Origin of the sequence: Microbacterium endophyticum, from assembly GCF_011047135.1 — a bacterium.
GTDB lineage: Bacteria > Actinomycetota > Actinomycetes > Actinomycetales > Microbacteriaceae > Microbacterium > Microbacterium endophyticum.
This window is the reverse complement of the sequence record NZ_CP049255.1, coordinates 2,154,996-2,174,535: the sequence shown is the minus strand read 5'-3', so window position 1 is coordinate 2,174,535 and position 19,540 is coordinate 2,154,996. Positions and strand designations below refer to the sequence as shown.

24 protein-coding genes are annotated in these 19,540 nt (G+C 61.7%); 14 read left to right on the top strand and 10 right to left on the bottom strand.

Annotation, left to right across the window (positions count from 1 at the left end):
• Positions 1 to 16: 16 nt before the first annotated feature.
• Positions 17 to 718, bottom strand: coding sequence for an NUDIX hydrolase (locus tag G6N83_RS10170; protein WP_165141730.1), 702 nt, complete (start codon positions 716 to 718; stop codon positions 17 to 19).
• A gap of 302 nt (positions 719 to 1,020) precedes the next feature.
• Here G6N83_RS10170 and G6N83_RS10165 point away from each other — a divergent pair, with 302 nt between their 5' ends.
• Positions 1,021 to 1,425: a glucose-6-phosphate dehydrogenase gene (locus G6N83_RS10165; RefSeq protein ID WP_165141728.1), complete on the top strand. Its 405-nt coding sequence runs from the start codon at positions 1,021 to 1,023 to the stop codon at positions 1,423 to 1,425.
• Positions 1,426 to 1,515: 90 nt separating this feature from the next.
• A complete protein-coding gene (locus G6N83_RS10160; protein WP_165141726.1) occupies positions 1,516 to 2,253 on the top strand; it encodes a GAF and ANTAR domain-containing protein in 738 nt (245 codons plus the stop codon).
• A gap of 50 nt (positions 2,254 to 2,303) precedes the next feature.
• Here the strand turns inward: G6N83_RS10160 and G6N83_RS10155 are convergent, their stop codons facing one another.
• The gene (locus tag G6N83_RS10155) at positions 2,304 to 2,768 is read right to left on the bottom strand and encodes a DUF3817 domain-containing protein (protein WP_165141724.1); all 465 of its coding nucleotides are present in this window, start codon (positions 2,766 to 2,768) and stop codon (positions 2,304 to 2,306) included.
• A gap of 99 nt (positions 2,769 to 2,867) precedes the next feature.
• On the opposite strand from G6N83_RS10155, the gene G6N83_RS10150 reads away from it, so the two are divergent.
• The 5 genes from G6N83_RS10150 to G6N83_RS10135 all read left to right on the top strand — a co-directional run bounded on the left by G6N83_RS10150 (position 2,868) and on the right by G6N83_RS10135 (position 6,284).
• Positions 2,868 to 4,076 carry a Rossmann-fold NAD(P)-binding domain-containing protein gene (locus G6N83_RS10150; RefSeq protein ID WP_165141722.1) on the top strand — a complete coding sequence of 403 codons (1,209 nt, stop codon included), beginning with the start codon at positions 2,868 to 2,870 and terminating at the stop codon, positions 4,074 to 4,076.
• A complete protein-coding gene (locus G6N83_RS10145) occupies positions 4,076 to 4,396 on the top strand; it encodes an NAD(P) transhydrogenase subunit alpha part 2 (protein WP_165141720.1) in 321 nt (106 codons plus the stop codon). The genes G6N83_RS10150 and G6N83_RS10145 overlap by 1 nt, the downstream gene beginning before the upstream one ends.
• A complete protein-coding gene (locus G6N83_RS13935) occupies positions 4,393 to 4,650 on the top strand; it encodes an NAD(P)(+) transhydrogenase (Re/Si-specific) subunit beta (protein ID WP_277601907.1) in 258 nt (85 codons plus the stop codon). The genes G6N83_RS10145 and G6N83_RS13935 overlap by 4 nt, the downstream gene beginning before the upstream one ends.
• The gene (locus tag G6N83_RS10140; RefSeq protein ID WP_277601906.1) at positions 4,620 to 5,813 is read left to right on the top strand and encodes an NAD(P)(+) transhydrogenase (Re/Si-specific) subunit beta; all 1,194 of its coding nucleotides are present in this window, start codon (positions 4,620 to 4,622) and stop codon (positions 5,811 to 5,813) included. Before G6N83_RS13935 ends, G6N83_RS10140 begins: the two co-directional genes overlap by 31 nt.
• Before the next feature lie 108 nt (positions 5,814 to 5,921).
• Positions 5,922 to 6,284, top strand: a complete 363-nt coding sequence (locus G6N83_RS10135; protein WP_165141718.1) for a pyridoxamine 5'-phosphate oxidase family protein — start codon at positions 5,922 to 5,924, stop codon at positions 6,282 to 6,284.
• A gap of 17 nt (positions 6,285 to 6,301) precedes the next feature.
• On the opposite strand, the gene G6N83_RS10130 is transcribed toward G6N83_RS10135, so the two are convergent.
• Together G6N83_RS10130 and G6N83_RS10125 are read right to left on the bottom strand one after the other, a co-directional pair.
• Entirely contained in the window at positions 6,302 to 6,832 is a 531-nt protein-coding gene (locus G6N83_RS10130) for a DUF4395 domain-containing protein (protein WP_165141716.1), read from the bottom strand.
• Complete coding sequence (locus G6N83_RS10125; RefSeq protein WP_165141714.1) at positions 6,813 to 7,256, bottom strand: YbbN family protein; 444 nt, start codon at positions 7,254 to 7,256, stop codon at positions 6,813 to 6,815. Before G6N83_RS10125 ends, G6N83_RS10130 begins: the two co-directional genes overlap by 20 nt.
• Positions 7,257 to 7,422: 166 nt before the next feature.
• Between G6N83_RS10125 and G6N83_RS10120 the strand changes: the two genes are divergently transcribed.
• From G6N83_RS10120 to G6N83_RS10110, 3 genes are all read left to right on the top strand, one after another.
• A complete protein-coding gene (locus G6N83_RS10120; protein WP_165141712.1) occupies positions 7,423 to 7,827 on the top strand; it encodes a hypothetical protein in 405 nt (134 codons plus the stop codon).
• 46 nt (positions 7,828 to 7,873) lie between these two features.
• Entirely contained in the window at positions 7,874 to 9,121 is a 1,248-nt protein-coding gene (locus tag G6N83_RS10115) for an LCP family protein (RefSeq protein ID WP_165141710.1), read from the top strand.
• A gap of 122 nt (positions 9,122 to 9,243) precedes the next feature.
• Positions 9,244 to 9,987, top strand: coding sequence for a LamG domain-containing protein (locus G6N83_RS10110; protein WP_165141708.1), 744 nt, complete (start codon positions 9,244 to 9,246; stop codon positions 9,985 to 9,987).
• 33 nt (positions 9,988 to 10,020) lie between these two features.
• Here G6N83_RS10110 and G6N83_RS10105 read toward each other — a convergent pair whose 3' ends face one another.
• Together G6N83_RS10105 and G6N83_RS10100 are read right to left on the bottom strand one after the other, a co-directional pair.
• On the bottom strand, positions 10,021 to 10,692 hold the full coding sequence (locus G6N83_RS10105) for a DUF4166 domain-containing protein (protein ID WP_165141706.1): 672 nt from the start codon (positions 10,690 to 10,692) through the stop codon (positions 10,021 to 10,023).
• Entirely contained in the window at positions 10,689 to 11,318 is a 630-nt protein-coding gene (locus G6N83_RS10100; RefSeq protein WP_183408403.1) for an SRPBCC family protein, read from the bottom strand. The genes G6N83_RS10105 and G6N83_RS10100 overlap by 4 nt, the downstream gene beginning before the upstream one ends.
• Positions 11,319 to 11,677: 359 nt before the next feature.
• Between G6N83_RS10100 and G6N83_RS10095 the strand changes: the two genes are divergently transcribed.
• Genes G6N83_RS10095 through G6N83_RS10085 form a run of 3 tightly spaced genes read left to right on the top strand, consistent with a single transcriptional unit; the run spans position 11,678 to position 14,650 of the window.
• On the top strand, positions 11,678 to 12,982 hold the full coding sequence (locus G6N83_RS10095) for an HNH endonuclease signature motif containing protein (protein WP_165141704.1): 1,305 nt from the start codon (positions 11,678 to 11,680) through the stop codon (positions 12,980 to 12,982).
• A 37-nt stretch (positions 12,983 to 13,019) separates the two neighbouring features.
• Positions 13,020 to 13,691: a response regulator transcription factor gene (locus tag G6N83_RS10090; RefSeq protein WP_165141702.1), complete on the top strand. Its 672-nt coding sequence runs from the start codon at positions 13,020 to 13,022 to the stop codon at positions 13,689 to 13,691.
• Positions 13,688 to 14,650, top strand: a complete 963-nt coding sequence (locus G6N83_RS10085) for a sensor histidine kinase (RefSeq protein ID WP_165141700.1) — start codon at positions 13,688 to 13,690, stop codon at positions 14,648 to 14,650. Before G6N83_RS10090 ends, G6N83_RS10085 begins: the two co-directional genes overlap by 4 nt.
• A 40-nt stretch (positions 14,651 to 14,690) precedes the next feature.
• Here G6N83_RS10085 and G6N83_RS10080 read toward each other — a convergent pair whose 3' ends face one another.
• Complete coding sequence (locus G6N83_RS10080; protein WP_241246183.1) at positions 14,691 to 16,742, bottom strand: heavy metal translocating P-type ATPase; 2,052 nt, start codon at positions 16,740 to 16,742, stop codon at positions 14,691 to 14,693.
• 108 nt (positions 16,743 to 16,850) lie between these two features.
• Here G6N83_RS10080 and G6N83_RS10075 point away from each other — a divergent pair, with 108 nt between their 5' ends.
• Entirely contained in the window at positions 16,851 to 17,654 is an 804-nt protein-coding gene (locus G6N83_RS10075; protein WP_165141696.1) for a GNAT family N-acetyltransferase, read from the top strand.
• A gap of 1 nt (position 17,655) precedes the next feature.
• Here the strand turns inward: G6N83_RS10075 and G6N83_RS10070 are convergent, their stop codons facing one another.
• The 3 genes from G6N83_RS10070 to G6N83_RS10060 are packed head-to-tail and all read right to left on the bottom strand — an operon-like array spanning position 17,656 to position 19,532.
• Complete coding sequence (locus G6N83_RS10070) at positions 17,656 to 18,129, bottom strand: GNAT family N-acetyltransferase (RefSeq protein ID WP_311737119.1); 474 nt, start codon at positions 18,127 to 18,129, stop codon at positions 17,656 to 17,658.
• 39 nt (positions 18,130 to 18,168) lie between these two features.
• Positions 18,169 to 18,966, bottom strand: coding sequence for an FAD:protein FMN transferase (locus tag G6N83_RS10065; protein ID WP_165141694.1), 798 nt, complete (start codon positions 18,964 to 18,966; stop codon positions 18,169 to 18,171).
• On the bottom strand, positions 18,966 to 19,532 hold the full coding sequence (locus G6N83_RS10060; RefSeq protein ID WP_165141692.1) for an FMN-binding protein: 567 nt from the start codon (positions 19,530 to 19,532) through the stop codon (positions 18,966 to 18,968). Before G6N83_RS10060 ends, G6N83_RS10065 begins: the two co-directional genes overlap by 1 nt.
• Positions 19,533 to 19,540 lie beyond the last annotated feature (8 nt).

Genomic DNA, 19,540 nt, shown 5'->3' with positions numbered 1-19,540 from the left:
CGTGAACCCAGACACCCTATCCTCCGCCAATTTTGAATTCACGGGTTTCGTCCCAGGGTTCCGTCCATCCGAGTCGGTCGAAGAGCGCATCGAGAAGCAGCGCAGTGAAGCCCCACACCAATTGCGTGCCTCGTTGCCCTCTGGCATGAAAAGCAGGCCCTCGCCACTGCTGACCATCTCGTTCGATGACGGTCACTCCGCGATTGGCCCGGTCAAGAAGATCCGCGACCGGCGCCCGGAACACATCAGATGATTCGGCCTCGTCAACAACGCCCACCGGCGATGGGCGTTGCCACCATGCCAACACTGGCGTGACGAGATGCTCCGAATACGACAGGGGCACGCCTTCGAGGGTACCGAGCACTTCGACGCCCTCGGTGTCGAGCCCAGTTTCTTCTCGTGCTTCACGGAGCGCCGCAGCGATGGCGTCGGCATCGCCCGGATCGGCACGCCCACCGGGAAAAGCCACCTGCCCGGGGTGCGCGCGCAGCGTCGAGGCGCGCGCAAGCAAAAGCACGTCGAGATCTCGCGAAACCGCGCGCGCGGCAGCGTCATGAGCGCTGGGAAAAGTGTCGAGCGCCCCGAACAGAATCAGCACGGATGCCGCCCGCTCCCGACCCGCGCGCGGCATCTGGTCGAATACCGGGAACATCCGCTCGCCGCTGGCTGCGGCATCGGCGAGAGCTCGGAGTTGGTCTCGCGCACCTGCTGTTGCCATGCTCGATCCCTCCTGTCTCGCACACGAAGATCACTGCGCGGCGTGATCTCAGTTTGCCGCATTTTCATTGTGCACCTCCGACGACGAGATCGAACCGCACTCGAAAACGGGGACAGAAGTCACAGATCCATAACGCTTGAGCCTGCCGAAACCGCACGCACCCGCCATAGCGTCTGATCGGGGCTTCGGACCGCCCCCGTCGTATCCGGAGCGCCAAGATTCGCCTACCGTAGAGAGAGCGCGGTCTGTTTCGTGATTCGCTGCAACTGGTGGCTGGCGTCAGCCTGAGAAAGGACGCGCTCATGAAAATTGTTATGTCTGCCGATTGGCGAGACGACATCCCGTTCGAAACCCCGATGATGGCCTCCGAGTCGGCTCCGGGTGAGCCCATTCGCTGCGCGAGCTGCGACAACGACAAAGATGCGTTCCCTCGCGATGAGCTCTGGGCTTTCAAACACCGCCATCCCACGAACCACGCTGGCTTTGTGCGCTTCTACTGCGCCGAGCACGTACCTGCGGCGGTCGTAGAGCAGCCCGCGGCACCGGTCGCGGCGAAAGCCACCAAGACTCCGCGCGCCTCCCGCGCAGCGACGCCTGCACGACGCCCCACACCCGCCGAAGAACGGCCGCGCGCCGTGTGCCCCACGTGCTACATCGAGGTGTCCGCAAAAGGCGTCTGCGGCATGTGCGGCGAGCAGGTCGCCTGAGCTTTCGCGCCTAAACTGCACACAGGGAAGCATCTGTCTTCCCGGACTCTTCCGAATGTTGCCGGAGTTCTTTGACACAGTCAGGACCTCATGGACGGCACGTCCCGCGAAGCCCATATCAACGCAGCGTTTGTCGCGGTCGCAGATACCTTGACGACCGAGTACGACATGGTCGATCTGCTCCACACTCTGGTCGAAAGCTGCGCGTCGATTCTGCATATGGATGCCGGTGGCCTCACGCTCGTCGATGGCTCGGGTCGTCTCCAGCTCATGGCGTCGACCAGCGAGACGGAAGCGTTCGTGAACGTCATGCGGCTGAATGCTGACGCGGGTCCGTGTAGCGAGTGTCTCCGAACCGGTATCGCTGTCTCGGTGAAAGACATTTCGGAGCCCGCACCGTGGCACGCGTTCCAAGCCTCCGCAGTCGACCAGGGGTTCCGGTCGACCCTTGCGACACCCCTCAAGCTTCGCGGAAAAGTCATCGGCACGATGAACCTTTTCGGTTCCCGTCCCGATGAAGTCAGCGCTCGCGATGCCGCTGTGGCTCAGGCTCTGGCAGATGTGGCAACGATCGGGATTCTGCAGGAGCGAGTGATCCGAGAGGGCCACGCGGTCGAAGACCAGCTTCGGCACGCTCTGGAAAGCAGAATCGTCATCGAGCAGGCGAAAGGCGTCGTGGCCAACGGTCTCTCGCTCAGCATGGATGATGCGTTCGCGCTGCTACGCAAGTACGCGCGCGATCACAATCTCACTCTCAGATCTGTTTCTGAGCACGTCAGCAATCGCGAAGTATCAGTCGATCAGTTCGCGGCTCTCGCCCGCAGCTGAGTGGCAGAGCAGCACGCACGGCGAGGGCTCAAGCGTGCTGCCCGCAGTGTTTACTTGCCTCCCGGCGGACCCACCAGCAGCAGCAGCACAACGAAGACCAGCGCGACCACACCGACAAGGAGCAGAGCGAGCAGCCACGGGCGGCGTAAGAGTAGGCGCATGAACCTGTCGTGCCACGCAGCATCCCTCGGGTCATCCCCTGCCTGCAAGCGCCAGCTACCCGCTAACTTGCCTGCTCGATGCAGCCAGATCTCCGTCGGGATCGTCGCGTACGGGACGACAGCACTGACGATCGCGATAATCGCCGGACCGGCTTTCCAGCGATTGTTCTTGGCCACAAGAACCGCTGTCGCACCATAAGAGAGAAACACGAAACCGTGGATGCCGCCACCAATCGACACAGCGATGTCGAGGTCGGCGGTCGCGCGAAGGATAAGCCCGAGGAGGAGAAGCGTCCACGACACGGCCTCGCCGATTGCGAGCGTGCGAAAGAGGGTGAGTGGAGTTCGGAACATGCCCTCTAGTTAACCAATCAAGCAATACCGCGAGTACAGTTCGAGTAGTTGCTCCAATCCTTGGCAGCGGATTTCTTTTCGCGCCGACCAAGGATCGCCATGGCACATACAGACACCACCCTGATTGTGGGTGTGCTCTCTGAGCTCAGCTCTCGAGAACATCGCGTCGCGCTCGATCCGAGCGCTGTCGACCACCTCGTGAAGGCCGGTTTTGCTGTGCTTTTCGAAGCCGGTTGCGGGGCGGACGCAAGCTTCCCCGACAGCGCCTACGAAGCATCAGGTGCCACTGCGGCATCCCACAGCGATGTCATCGCGAAGTGCAATATTCTTGCGGTGCTTGATTTTCCGGCTCCCCTGGTCGCCGATGCTCTCACTTCCGGTCAAGTCCTCGTCGGGCTCCTCGATGCCCTCAATAACCGTGATGCAGTCGCAAAACTCGCAAGCCGCGGGGTCACGGCCGTTGCCCTCGAGCTTCTTCCGCGGACACTCAGCCGCGCGCAGGCGATGGATGCTTTGAGCTCGCAATCAAGTGCAGCGGGATATCGGGCCGGAATCGTCGCCGCTTCGAGCTTCGGCCGTTACCTGCCAATGATGGTGACGGCATCCGGTACGGCAATCCCCGCAAAAGTGATCGTGATCGGCACCGGCGTCGCGGGGCTTCAAGCGATCGCCACCACCAAGCGCTTGGGCGCCATTGTGACCGGTTACGACGTGCGTCCCGCATCGCACACCGAGGTTGAGTCGTTGGGTGCGCGTTTTCTCACGTCGTCGGTCGCGGCCGGCGCCGGCGAAGGTGGATACGCGCGCGCAATGACAACCGAAGAACAGGCAGCACAACAAAACGAGCTGTCCGAAGCGCTCATCGCGTTCGATGTGATCATCACGACCGCGAAGGTGCCCGGGCGAATGCCTGCCCTTCTCGTCTCAGAGCAGGCACTCGCCACGTTGCAGCCCGGCTCGGTATGTGTCGACCTCGGAGCGAGCGACAAAGGTGGCAACGTCTTCGGTTCCGTCGATGGGGAAACGCACACCACAGCGGGCGGAGTCATTGTGGTGGGCGGGGGCAATCTCGCCGCAGATCTCCCGGCATCCGCTTCGCAGATGTACGGCAGAAACATCACATCGGTCATCGATGCTCTTGCCCCTGACGGCGTGATCACGATCGATGCCACCGACGAGGTTCATTCGGCCATCGTGGTGTCGCACGACGGCCTCATCGTCAGCGAAAGAGTGCGCGATGCGATGAAACTCGCGCCACTACCGGCGCCAGACGCTCACATCACTTCTCCGAAAGCGAAGGCCGCGTGATGCAAACCCTTTTCAGCAACCTCGCCATTTTCGTTCTGGCACTTCTCGTCGGCGTAGAAGTGATCAGCAAGATTCCAACGACGCTCCACACTCCGATGATGTCGGGCTCGAATGCCATTCACGGCGTCGTTATCGCGGGCGCAGTCGTCACTGCCTCGCTCGCCAACACTCCGGCGGGCTACGTCCTGACCTTCATCGCGGGGACCCTGGCGGCCGCGAACGTCTTCGGCGGGTACGTCGTCACCGATCGGATTCTCGCAATGTTCACGCGCCCCACGGTGCACGACGACGCCAAGGCTTCGACGAAGGATGCATCATGACCGGTTTCGATTTCATCGTCGGTGCGCTTTACCTCGCATCCGCCACTCTCTTCGTTGTGGGGCTCCATAAAATGCGCGCGCCGTCGACGGCTCGACGCGGGAATCTCATTTCTGCCGCCGGCATGGTCATAGCCGTCGTCACGACGGGTGTGTTCTCGCTGGTGACGACGGGGGCGACTGGATCGCCTGGAGCGCGCTCGCTGCTGGCGCCATCGTCGGCGGTGTGTTCGGTGTTCGGCAAGCCCGCACGGTGAAAATGACCGATGTACCCCAGCTGGTGAGCATCTTCAACGCCGTCGGGGGCGGCGCGGCCGCCGCCGTCGCTTTCGCCGCCTTCGTGCTGCCCGCAGACAACGCCACACTCAGTCTCTCGGTGTCGATTCCTGTCGTGCTGGATGTGCTGATCGGTTCGATCACGTTCTCCGGATCGCTCGTGGCCGCCGGAAAACTTCAGGGCATTATTCCGGGCAAGCCCATCAGCTTTCCGGGCGCCCGCGTCGTGAATGTGGGCATCGTGATCGTTGCCCTCGTCAGCGGGATCTTGGCCATCGTGTTTACCGGCAGCACCCTCATGCTCGTGATCGTGCTGGTCGCCTCGCTCATTCTGGGTGTCCTGATGGTGCTGCCGATCGGTGGAGCCGACGCACCCGTGATCGTGTCGCTCTTGAACGCATTCACCGGGCTCGCCGTGGCAATGGCTGGGTTCGCGATCAACAACCAGGCCCTCATCATTGCGGGCGCTCTTGTAGGTGCCGCAGGCACGATCTTGACGTTGCAGATGGCGAAGGCCATGAACCGTTCGGTCGTTTCGATCATCCTCGGCGGATTTGGCACCGGCGATGCTGCGGCCTCGCCCGCGGCTAGCGACGAAGATCTCTCAAACGTTCGGAGTCTGACTTCCGACGATGTCGCAATCCAGCTCGCGTATGCCCAACATGTGCTCATCGTTCCCGGGTACGGACTGGCAGCAGCGCAGGCACAGCACGAGGTTGCTGAGCTTGCCGCGCTCCTCATCAAAAACGGCGTCGATGTGAAGTACGCGATCCATCCAGTCGCGGGCAGAATGCCGGGTCATATGAACGTTCTACTCGCCGAAGCGAACGTGCCCTACGACCAGATGCTGCAACTCGACGACGCCAACGCAGCGTTTGATAACTGCGATGTCGCCCTCGTCATCGGAGCGAATGACGTCTGCAACCCTGCTGCACGCGTGTCCGAAAATGCCGTGTCTGGGATGCCGATCCTCAACGCCGACCACGCAAAATCTGTCGTCGTCATCAAGCGATCGATGCGGCCAGGATACGCGGGCATCAGCAACCCGCTCTTCACCGACCCAAAGACCGGCATGCTCTTCGACGACGCTAAAAAAGCCCTGGTGGACATCACCGCGGGTGTTAAAGAATATGTCGCAGCGTAGTCGGCAGAAAAGGAGTTGTGAAGAATGTCTCACGACGTATCCGAACCGGGCTGGTCCCCGCAGGGGCCAGTCGTCGAGCTCTCAGATGAGGCAAGTTGGGCGCATCTCATGAGCAAGAATTTCGGCCACCTTGCACTCAGTACGCGCGGCAGGCCCGATATTTTTCCGGTCAACTACTACTCCGATGGAGAGAAGATTCTCTTTCGCAGCAGCAAAGGATCAAAACTCGACGAACTGATCGAGAACCCGCACGTCGCGTTCGAAGTGGATGCCGACACATCCGATAACGTCTGGAGCGTCGTTGTTCGGGCGAGCGCAAAAGTTCTCAAAGACGACCTCGTACTCTCCCCCGCGGCACGAGAGACACTTCCGGCATGGATACCGGTCGAAGAGTTCGTATACGTCTCCCTTGAACCCAGCAGCATCCGCGGCCGGTTGTTCGAGCACCACGTGCCGATCGGTCGCATCTAGTTCGACGCGCTGATCGGTTAAATGCCGACGAGGCCTCCGCGCGGCCGGATGAGCCCGATGCGGGCAAATGCGAGATACAACTGGCAACCCAAGCACAGCCCGAATGCTGCGTTGAGGAATGCCGCCACGAACGCCGCGGCGCCTGCGATCGGAAGCGCCCACGCCACACCGAGCAGGTAGAGCGCGAGTCCCACGGTCACCACCGTGAAGCCCACGACCTGAGCGAACCGGGGCGGCCGCGGGTCTTCGAGCTCTTCGGGAGGGGCAAGTCGTGGTCGAATCACGCTCCGATACAGCACGCCCCAGGGCGCGGTACGAGGCGATGTGAAGCCCCAGACGAAGAGTGCATCGACAACGACCAAAACGATGAATCCAGGGTCAGTCAGTCGTTCCGCGACGGTCGCGAGCGTTGCAACTCCAGGGCCGAGTAGGGCGAGGAACGTGCCGATCAGCAGCAGCACAGCGGTGATCCACGCCGCAAATCGCGGCGCCCTCGGGTCTATCCCGCGCGGTAGCTGCACTCTGTTTTCACCTGGCGAATGCGACATCTGCGCCCCTTCTCAGTGCGTCGATTTCTTGATTGATGAGCATCGGCGACACGGCGCCGGCGTATCGTGCAGCAACTCGACCCTGCGCATCCACGACAAGAACCGTCGGCGTTTGCAGTACGCGCAGCTGCGAGGCGAGTTGCGGGCGGTGAGTGAGGTCGACATCGGTGTACACGACGTCTTCGACCCCGGAGAGATTTGAGACGAGTGCCCGGTGAACCCCCGGGCAGCGCGCGCAAAACTCGGTACTGAGTTGTACAACGGTCGCGACGTCGCCCAGTGTTTCCAGATCGATGTCGGCGGGCGTTACTTCGGCTACAGTGACCCGGCGTTTGCGGCTGGAGCGACGCTTCGTGACGATTCCAACGGCAATGGCGACGAGTACAAGCACGACTATCAGCGCAGCGGCAAGGACGGGATTCACGTGATTACGTTACGTCTGCTCTGAGGTGTGGCGGCGAATCTGCGTCATAGTCCGTCACAGAACACCGGCGCTCGCACCGTGCGCACTCAGCGGGGCCGCGCCGCGTACCCTCGAAGGTGACGGCCCTGTATCTCCCTCCAGGTGGCCGCCCACGAGAAGAGGACTAGTGCGCATTCAGAGCACGATCGCAAAGTCGGCCACGATCATCGGCGCAGCGGCAGTTTCACTCGGGGCGACAGCTTTCGTTGGCGCCACGAATTTTTCGCTCGGCTATTTTCTCGGCACAGTTCTCATGCTGTCCGCCGTGATCTTCTGCGTGCGGACGTTCCGCGGCATCGACGAGCACATCGAACCAGCGCGGGCATGGTGGCGTATGACCTCTCGTCCTCTAGCCGGTTATCTCCTCGGTGCCCTCTTTCTGGCAGAGGTTTCGTGGATCGCCGCGGGGTACGTCGAGCCACAGGGTGGCGTCGCTCTCGTGACGGGTCTCGTCGTGAACAGCGTTTTGTCAGTTGCGTACCTCCACTCGTCGCTACGTTTGTCGAGGAACGCACGCAAGGCCGCAGCATGATCTCGTACTGAAGCAAGCGGCGACCGTCGCTCGACCTGGGGGAACGATGTCAAGACAACGCTCGACTGTCGCGCGACACGCGCGCCTGCGCTCTCCTCACCCAGCGAAGCAGGCACTAAAACTCATTGCCGTCGCAGCTGTCGTGGCTCTCGTGGCTACGGCAGGGGTAGCTTCGTACATCGTCTACGACCTCTCGGCGAAAGTCACCAGCAAAGCTGTCGCGCTCGAAGATGACGTCGCTCAGCCGCCAACGATGGGCGCATTTGAGGGTGACTTCAGCGTGCTCATCGTGGGAACTGACGAATGCGAAGAAGAGCTGAAAGCGGCCCTCGGCGATCGGTGCACGGGAGCAGACTCCGAGGGGCAGCTCAACGACGTCAACATGCTGATGCATGTGTCAGAAAATCCACGGCGGGTGACTGTCATCTCGTTCCCGCGCGATCTGATGGTCGCGGTGCCCTCGTGCACAAGAGAAGACGGATCCACCACCTCCGCCATGTCTAAGCAGCCTCTCAATAGCGTCTATGGCGTTGCCGGGCTCGGATGCGTTGCCTCGACGATCTCTGCACTCACCGATTTTGATATCCCGTTCGCCGCGAAGGTGAGCTTCGGCGGAGTCGTCAACATCACCGACGCAATCGGTGGAGTCGAGGTATGCATCGGCAACAACGGCATCCGCGATTACTACACCGGCATCGACTGGGAAGCGGGCATGCAAACGGTCAAGGGGCTGGACGCACTGCAGTTCTTACGCACGCGCCACGGCGTTGGCGACGAAAGCGACCTGGCTCGTATCGGCAATCAGCAGCAGTACATGTCGCGGCTCGCTCACAAGCTTCGGAGCGAGGAGGTGCTGGCGGATGCCGGCAGCCTCTACCGACTCGCGAATGCCGCAGTAGACAACATCGAACCGAGTGAAAGCCTCACGAACCCGCTACGCCTCGTGCAGCTCGCGCTTGCGATAAAAGACGTGCCGTTCGAAGACATCACCTTCGTGCAGTACCCGGTCGTTGACGACTCTGCCGACTCGAACAAGGTGGTTCCCGATTCTTCTTCCGCCGAGATTCTGATGACGGCGATAGCCGAGAATAAATCGCTCGAGATCAACGGTAAAGCCGGCTCGAACGGGGGTGTCATCGAAGTGACCCCGACTGATGAGCCCGAAGCGCCGGCATCCGAAGAGCCGACGGAGACCGCATCTGAGGCCCCAGCCGATGGAACCGTCGCTCTGCCGGGCAACGTCAACGGTACTTCGGCCGATCAAGAGACCTGCTCCGCAGGCAACGGGCGGTAGCTCATCGCTGTTGACTCTTCATCGCAACGCATGATGCGATGAGAGTATGGCTGCTGCGCGCTGGATTCCACTCAGTGTCATCGGCGCGTGCCTCTTTCTGGCGTCACTTCAGATCACACTCCATGCAGCAGCCTGATATCGAAGATGACTTCTCGGGCCCGCTCCGCGCAGACCTTTGGGTTGACCACTATCTACCGCATTGGACAACACCCGAGCGTTCGGCTGCGCGATACTCATTCCCGGCAGGAGGAATGCAACTGCGCATCGATTTAGAGCAGCTCAACTGGCGAGACGAAGACGCCCCGCTACGCGTTTCGAATCTTCAAACCGGCACATTTGCTGGCGATCTCGGCACAAGAGTTGGCACACACCGACATCGAGAAGACGGACTCGTTGTCCGCTCGCCCACTCCGACGCGGCTGCTGTGGGCGCCCACCGCCGGGCGCGTTGAGCTGACCGTCAGCGCGAGCGTAGATCCGCAATGCATGCTCGCTGCGTGGCTGGTAGGCACGGAGCATCTGGATGCCGCGCAGTCCGGCGAAGTGTGCATCTTCGAGATCGACGGGCACGCGGTCGGCGCATCAACTCTCGCGCGTTCGGGCATCAAAGCTCACACCGACGCTGCCATAGAGACTGACATGGCCGACGTGCGCTTGCCCTTTGACGCCTCGCGGCCACACACATGGAGCGTTGATTGGGGCGATAACCGCACCGTCATCTGCTGCGAAGATGTCGTCGTTCGCGACATCCCGCAAGCACCGAACTACCCGATGTTCCTCATGGTCGATCTTTTTGAAATCGGGCAACCTAGCGGCGCGTATCCGAAAACAGCCATGCTGCATAACTTTCGCGGCTGGACTCGCTAGCTCGACAGTCAGCCCTGATTCATCGGCGAGAGGCTAAACCCGCCGCTCGTGCCGCAGAGGTTTGAGGCGCTCGGGAGCGTCGGATGCCGGAATCCATTCGCAGGTGAATGATCCGCGGTATCCGAAGAGAAAACCGAAGCGATGGTTGTGCACCTGCATGTCGACATGAAAACACTGATCAGTCTCGTCGTACCATTCATGCAGGGTGGCGCGCCCGCTGAAGAGCATGGGAAAACGGAAGGCAACGGGACCTTCATAAAACCGTTGCGCATCAGATTTCAGCCTCAGACCACCGTCGTCGTCGACCGATAGCTCAAGATCAACGGCGAGATGCTGATGAGTGCCGAGGTAGTCAACGATGCGCCCGGCGCTGAGGATCATCGTCGCGTCGAATCGACTGGCGCGCTCATTGATCGTGTATTCACGCACGAAGGTGACCGTTTCACGTCCGAGTGGGTCTCGATACGGAAAGTTCTCGATGGTGAAAGGCACCTCGCGACCGAGCGTGGGAATCAGGATGTTGCGAAGTCTCCCGATCTGCAAAAACGGCACCGTCCACCACGGCCCGCGCCGAATTTCTGTCATGACACCGCGGCCGATGCACGCTTCGCCCGACTCAAGCCCGACGCCAAACCTCCGCTGCATCATCGGGTGAAGCCTTGCGAAATCATGCTCGCCAATGGCACGCGCAAACATCGAACTCATGCTGTGCCCTTCGGGTCGGCAAGCTTCCTCAGCGTTTCTGGCGCCGCACTGAGATGGTCGGCGCGCCGACTTCCGCCGTGGGGTTTGCGTTTGCAACGACCAGCCCGAGGACGGTTTGCGCGCCAAAACCACAGCACGCTCCACAGCGGCCACTGTTCGGGGGCAACGCCGGTTTCTAGCCAGATGCGCAATCGGTCGAAGCTCCACGCGGTGGCCCAACCGATGATCGGGCGAACGACCACGTCGAGCACGCCCCATCCGCTCGAATAGTCGTAGCCCGTAATGAAGCTGATTGCCCCGTCGCCCGCCGGTACATACCGCCAATATCCGCGGCCATCGCGAATCGGTGACAGCGGGTCGGATGTCGTGAAACGCAGCGCCGATGTGCGCGTGCCGTCAGCGCGAGTGATTTCTCCGAGACTGATTCCGGTGCCGCGCACGGTATGCAGCGGAACCCGCCGCGTATAAACGAAGCGGGTAGTCCCGGAGTCCGTCGTCGAGGTCGGTTCGATGCTCGTGAACCTTACGTCCCAGCGCACGTGCTGCGTGGGATCTTGAGTGGCTTGCCACACGCTCTCTAGCGGCGCCCGAATACTTGTTTCTACGTAGATTCCACCCGCCGCCATCCCTCGACGGTACGACACATGCGTCGATGCTCGCGAGCGACGCTCCACGCGAGAGAACCTGGCATGATGACGTCGATCGACGAACCCTTGGCACCTCCGTTGCCCGTGGTACCGGCTCGCCATACGACCGGGCAGTACGTGGGGTGACGTCGCGAATGCCGTGCCTCGGGTTCGCGGGCGAATTTGCTACAGCAATCCCTGAGCAGTGCTCGCGTCACGCGGAATCGAATGCAGCACGACTAGATGGATTAAGGCGCATCTTCTTCTCCCCAAAAGTTTTTCAAGAAAGTTATCCACATCGGGTCTTTTCGGGCTTATTCGGCGGGGTCAATGTCGGAGATATGTTCGATACTTGGAGCATGTCAGAGAACGAAACCGAGCAACAAGACGCAGAAGCGCACGAGCTTTCTGAGTCTGTGGCGACGTTGATTTCGTTCGATGAACAGATCGCTCAGATGCAGGCGGCGCGGGCCGAGGTTCTCGCGAACATGGGGCGCATTGCGCTTGAGCAGATGGGGCGGATGACATCGCGAGACTCACGGGATCGGGAAATTCCGATGCGGGCCGTCGCAGCAGAAGTTGCGGCGGCACTGCGGTTGTCGGATCGCACCGCGCAGGCACGGATCGACGACGCGATCGAAGTGACTGGGGCGTACCCAGAGACGTTCGCGTCGTGGAGTGCCGGGCGTGTCTCGGAACGGCATGTGCAAGAAGTACTGCGGGCAGGCGTGAATCTGACGGATGCCGCAGCCAAAGCCCGGTACGACCGGGAAGTGGTCGCGGTCGCTGAGGCTGAGACACCGGGACGGCTGCGGGGGTTCGCGGTGGCTCTTGCGGAGAAAGCGCAGCCGCGGACGCTGCAGGAACGCTTCGATGATGCGAACGCGACCCGCACGGTGCGCCTGTTCGACCTGGCCGATGGGATGAGTTCACTCAACGCAGTATTGCCGTCAGTGCAAGCGCATGGGATCTTCAACCGGCTCACCCAGCAGGCGCGGGCGTTGAAAGACTTCCAGGCGGGACGGTCGGACTACGGCACACGGGAACACGAGCAGCCCGCAGACGATCATCGGACGACCGATCAGATCCGCGCGGACCTGTTCTCCGACATGTTGTTGACGTCGGTGCCGAGCCTTGACCCGCTCGCGGGGGATGACTGTGGCGGGTTGGGAGCGATCAAGGCGATCGTGCAGGTCACGGTGCCCGCGACGACCCTTGCGGGCACGGCATCGACCCCGGCGGACCTGTCGGGGCTCAGTCTGGTTGATCCGGAAAGTGCCCGGCGGCTCGCCGGGACCGCACCGGGGTGGGATCGCGTGTTCACCCACCCGGTCACCGGAACCGTGGTCTCGGTTGACCGGTACCGACCCAACGATCAGTTGAAGCGGCAACTCAGGGCGCGAGACCAGCACTGCCGGTTCGTCGGGTGCCGCATGCCCACCCACCGGTGCGATATTGATCACACAGTGGATGCAGCGCTTGGCGGGCCAACACATCAGCACAACCTCGCGCACCTGTGTCGAAGACACCACAGTGTGAAACACGCGAGTAAGTGGTCGGTGAAACAAGTCGGCGACGGAGTCCTCGAGTGGACGTCACCGACCGGGCGCAACTACACGGATAAGCCACCCGGGGTCGCATTCGCACCAGACCCGGCCACCTGACTGCGCTGCGCATGACACACGCGAGTAGTGTTCGAAGATGGCTTCAAACGACCGCGGCAGCGTGCTGTACGTCGAAGACGACGCCGACATCGCCGCGATGACAATCGAGATGCTCTCGGAGACGTACGAGGTCGAGCACGCCGCCGACGGAGAGGCGGCGCTGCGTCTCGCACTACAGCGCCGCTACGACGTCATGATCGTTGATCGCCGCTTGCCCGGGATGGACGGTGTTGCATTCATCGCGGCCGTCCGCAACGCACGAATCACGACACCGATCCTCATGCTCACGGCTCTCGGCGCCGTCGACGATCGCGTTTCCGGCTTGGATGCCGGAGCCAACGACTACCTCGTCAAACCGTTCGACTACGACGAACTGCTCGCGCGCCTGCGAGCACTCCGCCGGGCGTTTCGCGCGGAAGGTCGGCGCCGACAGCTCGGCGACTGGACCTTCACGCCAGACTCGCAAGCGATCTACGATCCGTCCGGATTCCGCATCACCCTCACCACAACCGAGAGCGCGCTTCTCGAACTCCTGAGCGACAGCCCTGAGCACGTTTTCAGCCGAGAAGAGATTCTCAGCTCCGTCTTTCCCGACGGTGAAAGCACCAACTCTGTCGACACCTACGTGCACTACGTACGCCGCAAATCAACTCCGCACATCATCGACACCGTTCGGGCTCGAGGCTACCGCGCGGGAAATCCGTCATGAATTCCGTCGACGACAAACATCGCGTGCAACGCGCCGCTTTCACGGTCGGACTCTCCGTTGGCATCGCATCCGCCGTGATCATCACGCTAGGCGTGGGCGCGCTGGTCGCATTCATCCTCCTCACCTCACGCCATGAAGCTGATGAGCATCGAGGCGGCTTACCTGGAGACGAAGTCGTCGTTGACGTCGACCGAATCCTGCCGGCCGTCATCGTCATGGGAGTGCTGGGAGTGCTCCTCATGGCACTCGTTGCATGGATAGCAGCACGGCGCTCAGTACGACCGCTCGGCGAAGCTCTGCGGCGCCAACGCAACTTTGTCGCCGACGCCAGCCACGAACTACGCACGCCCCTCACTACTCTGACGAGCCGTATCCAGATCCTGCAGCGACGAAACGAACGCGGCGAACCGATCGAGTCGAGCATCACCGACCTTCGGGGTGATGCTGGCATGATGAGCGACGTCCTCAACGACCTTCTCTTGGCTGCCGAAGGTTCAATCGAGCGCGCCGCCGAACCGACACCGGTTGCAGCCGCCATTGCGAGCGCACTCGAATCGTTGCAACCGGTGGCCGATGAAGCATCCGTCGCTCTCGCGATGACGGCGCCGGACGCGGGAGCAGTATCGCTCCCCCGCGTCACCCTCGTGCGCGTGCTCGTCGCGCTCCTCGACAATGCAGTGCAGCACTCCCCTGCGGGCGGCACTGTCTTAGTCGCGGCCAGCCGACAGCAGGATGCCGTCGCCATCCGCGTGAGCGACGAAGGCCCGGGTATTACCGGCATCCGCCCCGAAGACGTCTTTGAGCGCTTCGCACGATCGGGAGAAACCGGGCGCCGACGAAGCTTCGGCCTCGGGCTCTCTCTCGTGCGTGACGTCGCCCTCCGCGCGGGAGGCAGCGTCGACGTGGAGCAAACATCGAGCGCGGGCACGACTTTTCTTGTGACGCTACCCGCGCTGTAGCAACTCGACACTATGGCCGTCGCGGCGGAGCCTGTCGTGTCTAACGACGGGTGACCAACTCGGCGCTGAGGTCTAGCCTGCGAAGCAATTGCGCATTCAACGCAACAACGACTGTGGAAAGCGACATGAGTATCGCGCCGACCGACATCGGCAGCACAAAACCTATCGGTGCGAGAATTCCCGCCGCCAGCGGCACAGAGATGAGGTTGTAGCCGGCGGCCCACCAGAGGTTCTGCGTCATCTTGCGATACGACGCTCGAGAAAGCTCGATCACCGACACGACAGAGCGCGGGTCATCGCTTGCAAGAATGACACCCGCCGATGCGATCGCAACATCGGTACCGGCTCCGATCGCGATACCCACGTCGGCTTGCGCAAGCGCCGGGGCATCGTTGACGCCGTCTCCGACCATGGCGACATTTCGCCCCTCAGCCTGAAGCTCTTTCACCTTCGAAGCCTTTTCATCTGGCCGCACACCGGCAAAGAATCTATCGATTCCGAGCTCTTCTGCAACCGACCGAGCAACAGCATCCGCGTCGCCCGTAATCATGACCACTTGCACGTCCCGCTCGTGGAGGGCAGCAATCGCGTCACGCGATTCCGAGCGAACAGCGTCGGCGAGGCGCAGGGCTCCCGCAGCTTTTCCGTCAACGACAACGTGCAAAATGATGGCACCCTGCGCGCGCCAATCGTTCGCGATGGGCAGCTCCGAGAGGCCCTCTTGCTCGAGAAGATGCGGTCCACCGACCTGTACTGTTCGACCTGCCACACGGGAACTCACGCCCACAGCAGGAGCTGACGTGAAGTCGTCCGCGCTTTCGAGGTTGATCTCCCGATCCGCTGCGGCTCCAACGATTGCGCGACCGAGCGGGTGCTCGGAATCCGACTCCGCAGCCGCAGCCCATCCAAGAACTTCTTCTTCGGTAAAGCCATCGGCAGCCTCGATTCCGGTGACGGCAGGCTTTCCCTCAGTGAGAGTGCCCGTCTTGTCGAAGAGCACTGTGGTAATTGTTCGCATCCGCTCAAGCGCGAGGCGATCCTTAACGAGAACCCCCGCTTTTGCTGCGCGCTCGGTCGATATGGAAACCACGAGCGGAATCGCGAGACCAAGAGCGTGTGGGCACGCGATAACGAGGACCGTAATAGTTCGAACGACAGCTGCATCCGGCATCCCAATCGCCGTCCAGATGATCGCTGTGAGCACACCAGAGCCAAGTGCAAACCAGAAGAGCCAGCCTGCCGCGCGGTCTGCCAGGCGCTGCGCCCGAGACGAAGACCCTTGTGCGTCGGCCACGAGCTTCTGAATACCGGCAAGCGCCGTGTCGTCGCCGGTTGCCGTGATTTCGACTCTCAACCCAGAGTCGGTCGCGACGGTACCGGCGACCACAGCGTCTCCGTCCGCTCGACGTACCGCTCGGGACTCCCCCGTGATCATCGATTCATCTACCGAAGCTTCCCCCTGCACCACGCGCCCATCGGCCGGGATCCTCCCGCCCGGTCGCACGACGACGACATCGCCGATCTTCAATTCCGATGGGGACACTGTGGTCGTCGAGTCTCCATCTACGCGTTCGGCAACATCGGGAAGGAGCGCCGCAAGTGAGTCGAGGGCCGAGGTGGTCTGTGCCAGCGATCGCATCTCAACCCAGTGGCCGAGCAGCATGATGACGACCAAGAGAGCGAGTTCCCACCAGAAATCGAGCCCCTCGTCGAGCACGCCCAGGCTTGCACCCCATGACGCCGCAAATGCGACGGTGATCGCGAGTGCAATCAACAGCATCATTCCCGGCTGCCTACTGCGAAGCTCGCTCACAGCTCCCGAAAGAAACGGCGCTCCGCCCCACAGGTACATCACAGTTCCGAGCACAGGCGACACCCACATCGCCCATGAACCGCTCGGCAACGAGTAGCCGATCAGCATCGCGAACATCGGCGAAAAGAACACAACAGGAACTGCCACGAAAAGCATGATCCAAAAGAGCCGCCGAAACTTCGCCACGTGGTTCGCGTGACCAGAGTGCTGTGCGTGATCCGAGTGCTGTGCGTGATCCGAGTGCTGTGCGTGACCAGAGTGGCTATCGTGCTGACTCATGGGAACCTCGTCCGCCGGTTGATTTTCAGAGTTCATACATACCCTACCCCCGTACCATATCGTCGCGCCTGATGTGTGCGATACGCCCTACACGACGAGAATCATTGAATGAGTCGTGACGAACTGAGCCGGAGCGCCGAATTTCTGCATGCATACGACACTCAACTACGAACGGATGCCGAGACTCCAAGCGCCACCAAGATCACCCGGCTCGGCTCGCTACGGCTCGTGACGTTTGCTGGCGGCCGAGGCTTCATCACGTATCAAACCCTCGGCGACGCATCGGCCGAATCGCTGCGCCGCCTTGTGCCAGAAGCGTTGAGCTACTTTGCGTCGGACAATGAAATTAACCGGGTCGAATGGAAGACGCGCGGCCACGATCACGCGCCCGGACTTTCTGACGCACTCCTTGAGAACGGTTTCATCGCGGACGAACCCGAATCGATCATGATCGGCGACGCGCAGGGACTCGCCGTTGACGTGCCGCTGCCCGAGGGAGTGTCTCTCCGACGCATTTATGCCGAGTCGGATGTGCGTGCGATGAGCGCGATGCAAGATGAAGTCTTCGGCGATCCAGTTTCGGATGAGATGGCAAATGCGTTGCTGCACCGACTTTCGCTCGACGACGGCATGGAACTGTGGGTCGGTGAGGCGGATGGCGAGATCGTGACGGCGGGTCGCCTTGAGCCCGTCGCAGATTCTGACTTTGCCGGCATTTGGGGAGGTGCGACGCGCGCGGAATGGCGGGGTCGAGGCATTTATCGTGCGTTGACCGCGGTGCGTGCTCGCTCGGCGATCGCGATGGGGAAAACGCTGATCCACAGCGATTCGACTGACTACTCGCGGCCAATTCTCGAGCGTTCCGGGCTGGTCGCAGTATCGACGACAACACCGTATCTCTGGAAGCGGTGAGTTACGCCGGTGGCAATGACATGAAGACATCGACAGCGTCTTCGCTATCAACCACGAATCCATACCTTTCGTAAAGCCGGCGCGCCGCGCTTCCCTGCAAGACATTGAGGCGAAAAGGCCGCGAACTGTCTTCTTCGGCAAGCACTGTTTCGAGCACGTGACTCCCCACTCCGCGCCCTTGCAGCGCCGCGGAGATGTAGAAGTGCTCGATCCAGCGGGCACCATCTTCGACCCGCACGGTGATAGAACCAACGTCGCTGCCGTCAACAACAATCACGCGCGCGCTCGCAGGCGTGAAAGCATCACGCATGCGTTGACGCACCCGAACCGAGTCGTATCTTCCCAGGCGCTCAAGGTCTGCCCGAAGCACCTCTGCACGGATTTCAACGAGCCACTCGATGTCATGACTCATAGCTGCACGCAGCGAAACTGTCGCTTGCATCTCCGAGGGAGGGGCAGCCAGAAAGTCATCCACACCGGGTATTTTATCCCGAGGATTTGCGGCGCGCTTTCGCTACGCCACCACCGTCTCGATGACGGTGCTGCCCAGCCAGCGGGTCACACGGCCGTCATCGGCAACCAGCATCCCGGTCTGTGTTCCGGCCTTCGACACCCAGGATCGCTCATCGAAGCCGGCAACCACCGCGGCCGTCGCCCACACATCAGCGCGCGTCAAACTGTCGGCAACGACCGACGCACTAGCCACGCCACGGGCAGCGGCGAGACCGGTGTGCGGATCGATGATGTGAGCGCCGCGCTCGGCCGAGCCCGACGTTGCCATCGCACCGTTCCTGATATCGAAGGTCGCCAGGACTTCACCCTGTCGATGCGGGTCGCTGATACCAACCGTCCACTGCCACTCGCGACCCTCAGCCGTGAACAGCTGCAGGTCACCGCCGGCATTGATGCCCACAGCGATCTCATCGGCGAGCAACGGCTCGAGGTGAGTGCGCGCCGCACGCTCGACCGCCCAGCCCTTGACGAACCCGGTGGGGTCGAACCACCCCTGCCAGTGCGCAGAAAACAACCCGCCCGTCTCGACTTCGGCTTCGCGGCAGGCCTGCGCCACCTCGGCAACGCGAGGGTCGGCATCCGCCTCAAAAAGTTCACCCCGCGCCATGCGAGAAATGTCAGAGTCGTCACGGTAGGTCGAAAACATCCGATCGATCTCGCGAAGGTCAGCAAAGCAGGATGCCACGGCTTTCTCGGTCGCAACACTCGCCGTGTCGCTATCCGACCTCACGTGAATGCTCACTGCCATCCCCATCAGGTCTTCCACCCAGACGTGCAGACCCGCTACCCGCGCGCCCATCAGCTCTGCGCCTGGTCTAGCGCTGACTGCAGCGACGTCTTGTACCCCTGGCTCGTGTAGGTGGCGCCCGAGACCATGTTGATCTGCGCGCTCTGCGCGTCGATCGTTTCACTCACGAGGCGCGGGATCGCGTACGAGTTGATCTGCCTGTCCTTACCGTTGCCGTTCGGATAGTCGACCGCCTGAACATCGGTCACAACGCCACCCGAGACGGTGATCTGCACCTGCACCGGGCCGTACCGCGTACTGGTTGAGTCCCCGGTATATGTGCCGTCAACGAGTCCTGATGTGGTGGCCGCGGGCGCAGATGACTGTGGCTGCGATGACGTCGAACCCGAGGTCGAACTCGAGCTTGAGTCCGAGCCCGAACCCGAAGTCGAGCTTGAGTCCGAACCCGAACCCGAAGTCGAGCCCGAACTCGAAGTCGAATCCGAGGTCGAGGAGCTCGCATCCGTCGAGGACTCCATCGCCGCAGCGGGTGCCACGACGTCGAGCGAGGTGCGATAGCTGAACAACAACACCAGCCCTGAAAGCGTTGCGAGCAGGCCGTAAATGATCTTCTTCATGGCGTCTC

Excerpts from the sequence above, each read along its gene's own strand:
- G6N83_RS10100 (WP_183408403.1), bottom strand. The coding sequence starts at position 11,318 with ATGGCGGCGGGTGGAATCTACGTAGAAACAAGTATTCGGGCGCCGCTA.
- G6N83_RS10110 (WP_165141708.1), top strand. The coding sequence starts at position 9,244 with ATGCAGCAGCCTGATATCGAAGATGACTTCTCGGGCCCGCTCCGCGCA.
- G6N83_RS10155 (WP_165141724.1), bottom strand. The coding sequence starts at position 2,768 with ATGTTCCGAACTCCACTCACCCTCTTTCGCACGCTCGCAATCGGCGAG.
- G6N83_RS10170 (WP_165141730.1), bottom strand. The coding sequence starts at position 718 with ATGGCAACAGCAGGTGCGCGAGACCAACTCCGAGCTCTCGCCGATGCC.
- G6N83_RS10095 (WP_165141704.1), top strand. The coding sequence starts at position 11,678 with ATGTCAGAGAACGAAACCGAGCAACAAGACGCAGAAGCGCACGAGCTT.
- G6N83_RS10160 (WP_165141726.1), top strand. The coding sequence starts at position 1,516 with ATGGACGGCACGTCCCGCGAAGCCCATATCAACGCAGCGTTTGTCGCG.
- G6N83_RS10065 (WP_165141694.1), bottom strand. The coding sequence starts at position 18,966 with ATGGGCGCGCGGGTAGCGGGTCTGCACGTCTGGGTGGAAGACCTGATG.
- G6N83_RS10115 (WP_165141710.1), top strand. The coding sequence starts at position 7,874 with ATGTCAAGACAACGCTCGACTGTCGCGCGACACGCGCGCCTGCGCTCT.
- G6N83_RS10085 (WP_165141700.1), top strand. The coding sequence starts at position 13,688 with ATGAATTCCGTCGACGACAAACATCGCGTGCAACGCGCCGCTTTCACG.
- G6N83_RS10135 (WP_165141718.1), top strand. The coding sequence starts at position 5,922 with ATGAGCAAGAATTTCGGCCACCTTGCACTCAGTACGCGCGGCAGGCCC.
- G6N83_RS10090 (WP_165141702.1), top strand. The coding sequence starts at position 13,020 with ATGGCTTCAAACGACCGCGGCAGCGTGCTGTACGTCGAAGACGACGCC.
- G6N83_RS10080 (WP_241246183.1), bottom strand. The coding sequence starts at position 16,742 with ATGAGTCAGCACGATAGCCACTCTGGTCACGCACAGCACTCGGATCAC.
- G6N83_RS10145 (WP_165141720.1), top strand. The coding sequence starts at position 4,076 with ATGCAAACCCTTTTCAGCAACCTCGCCATTTTCGTTCTGGCACTTCTC.
- G6N83_RS10165 (WP_165141728.1), top strand. The coding sequence starts at position 1,021 with ATGAAAATTGTTATGTCTGCCGATTGGCGAGACGACATCCCGTTCGAA.
- G6N83_RS10150 (WP_165141722.1), top strand. The coding sequence starts at position 2,868 with ATGGCACATACAGACACCACCCTGATTGTGGGTGTGCTCTCTGAGCTC.
- G6N83_RS10130 (WP_165141716.1), bottom strand. The coding sequence starts at position 6,832 with ATGTCGCATTCGCCAGGTGAAAACAGAGTGCAGCTACCGCGCGGGATA.
- G6N83_RS10105 (WP_165141706.1), bottom strand. The coding sequence starts at position 10,692 with ATGAGTTCGATGTTTGCGCGTGCCATTGGCGAGCATGATTTCGCAAGG.
- G6N83_RS10060 (WP_165141692.1), bottom strand. The coding sequence starts at position 19,532 with ATGAAGAAGATCATTTACGGCCTGCTCGCAACGCTTTCAGGGCTGGTG.
- G6N83_RS10075 (WP_165141696.1), top strand. The coding sequence starts at position 16,851 with ATGAGTCGTGACGAACTGAGCCGGAGCGCCGAATTTCTGCATGCATAC.
- G6N83_RS13935 (WP_277601907.1), top strand. The coding sequence starts at position 4,393 with ATGACCGGTTTCGATTTCATCGTCGGTGCGCTTTACCTCGCATCCGCC.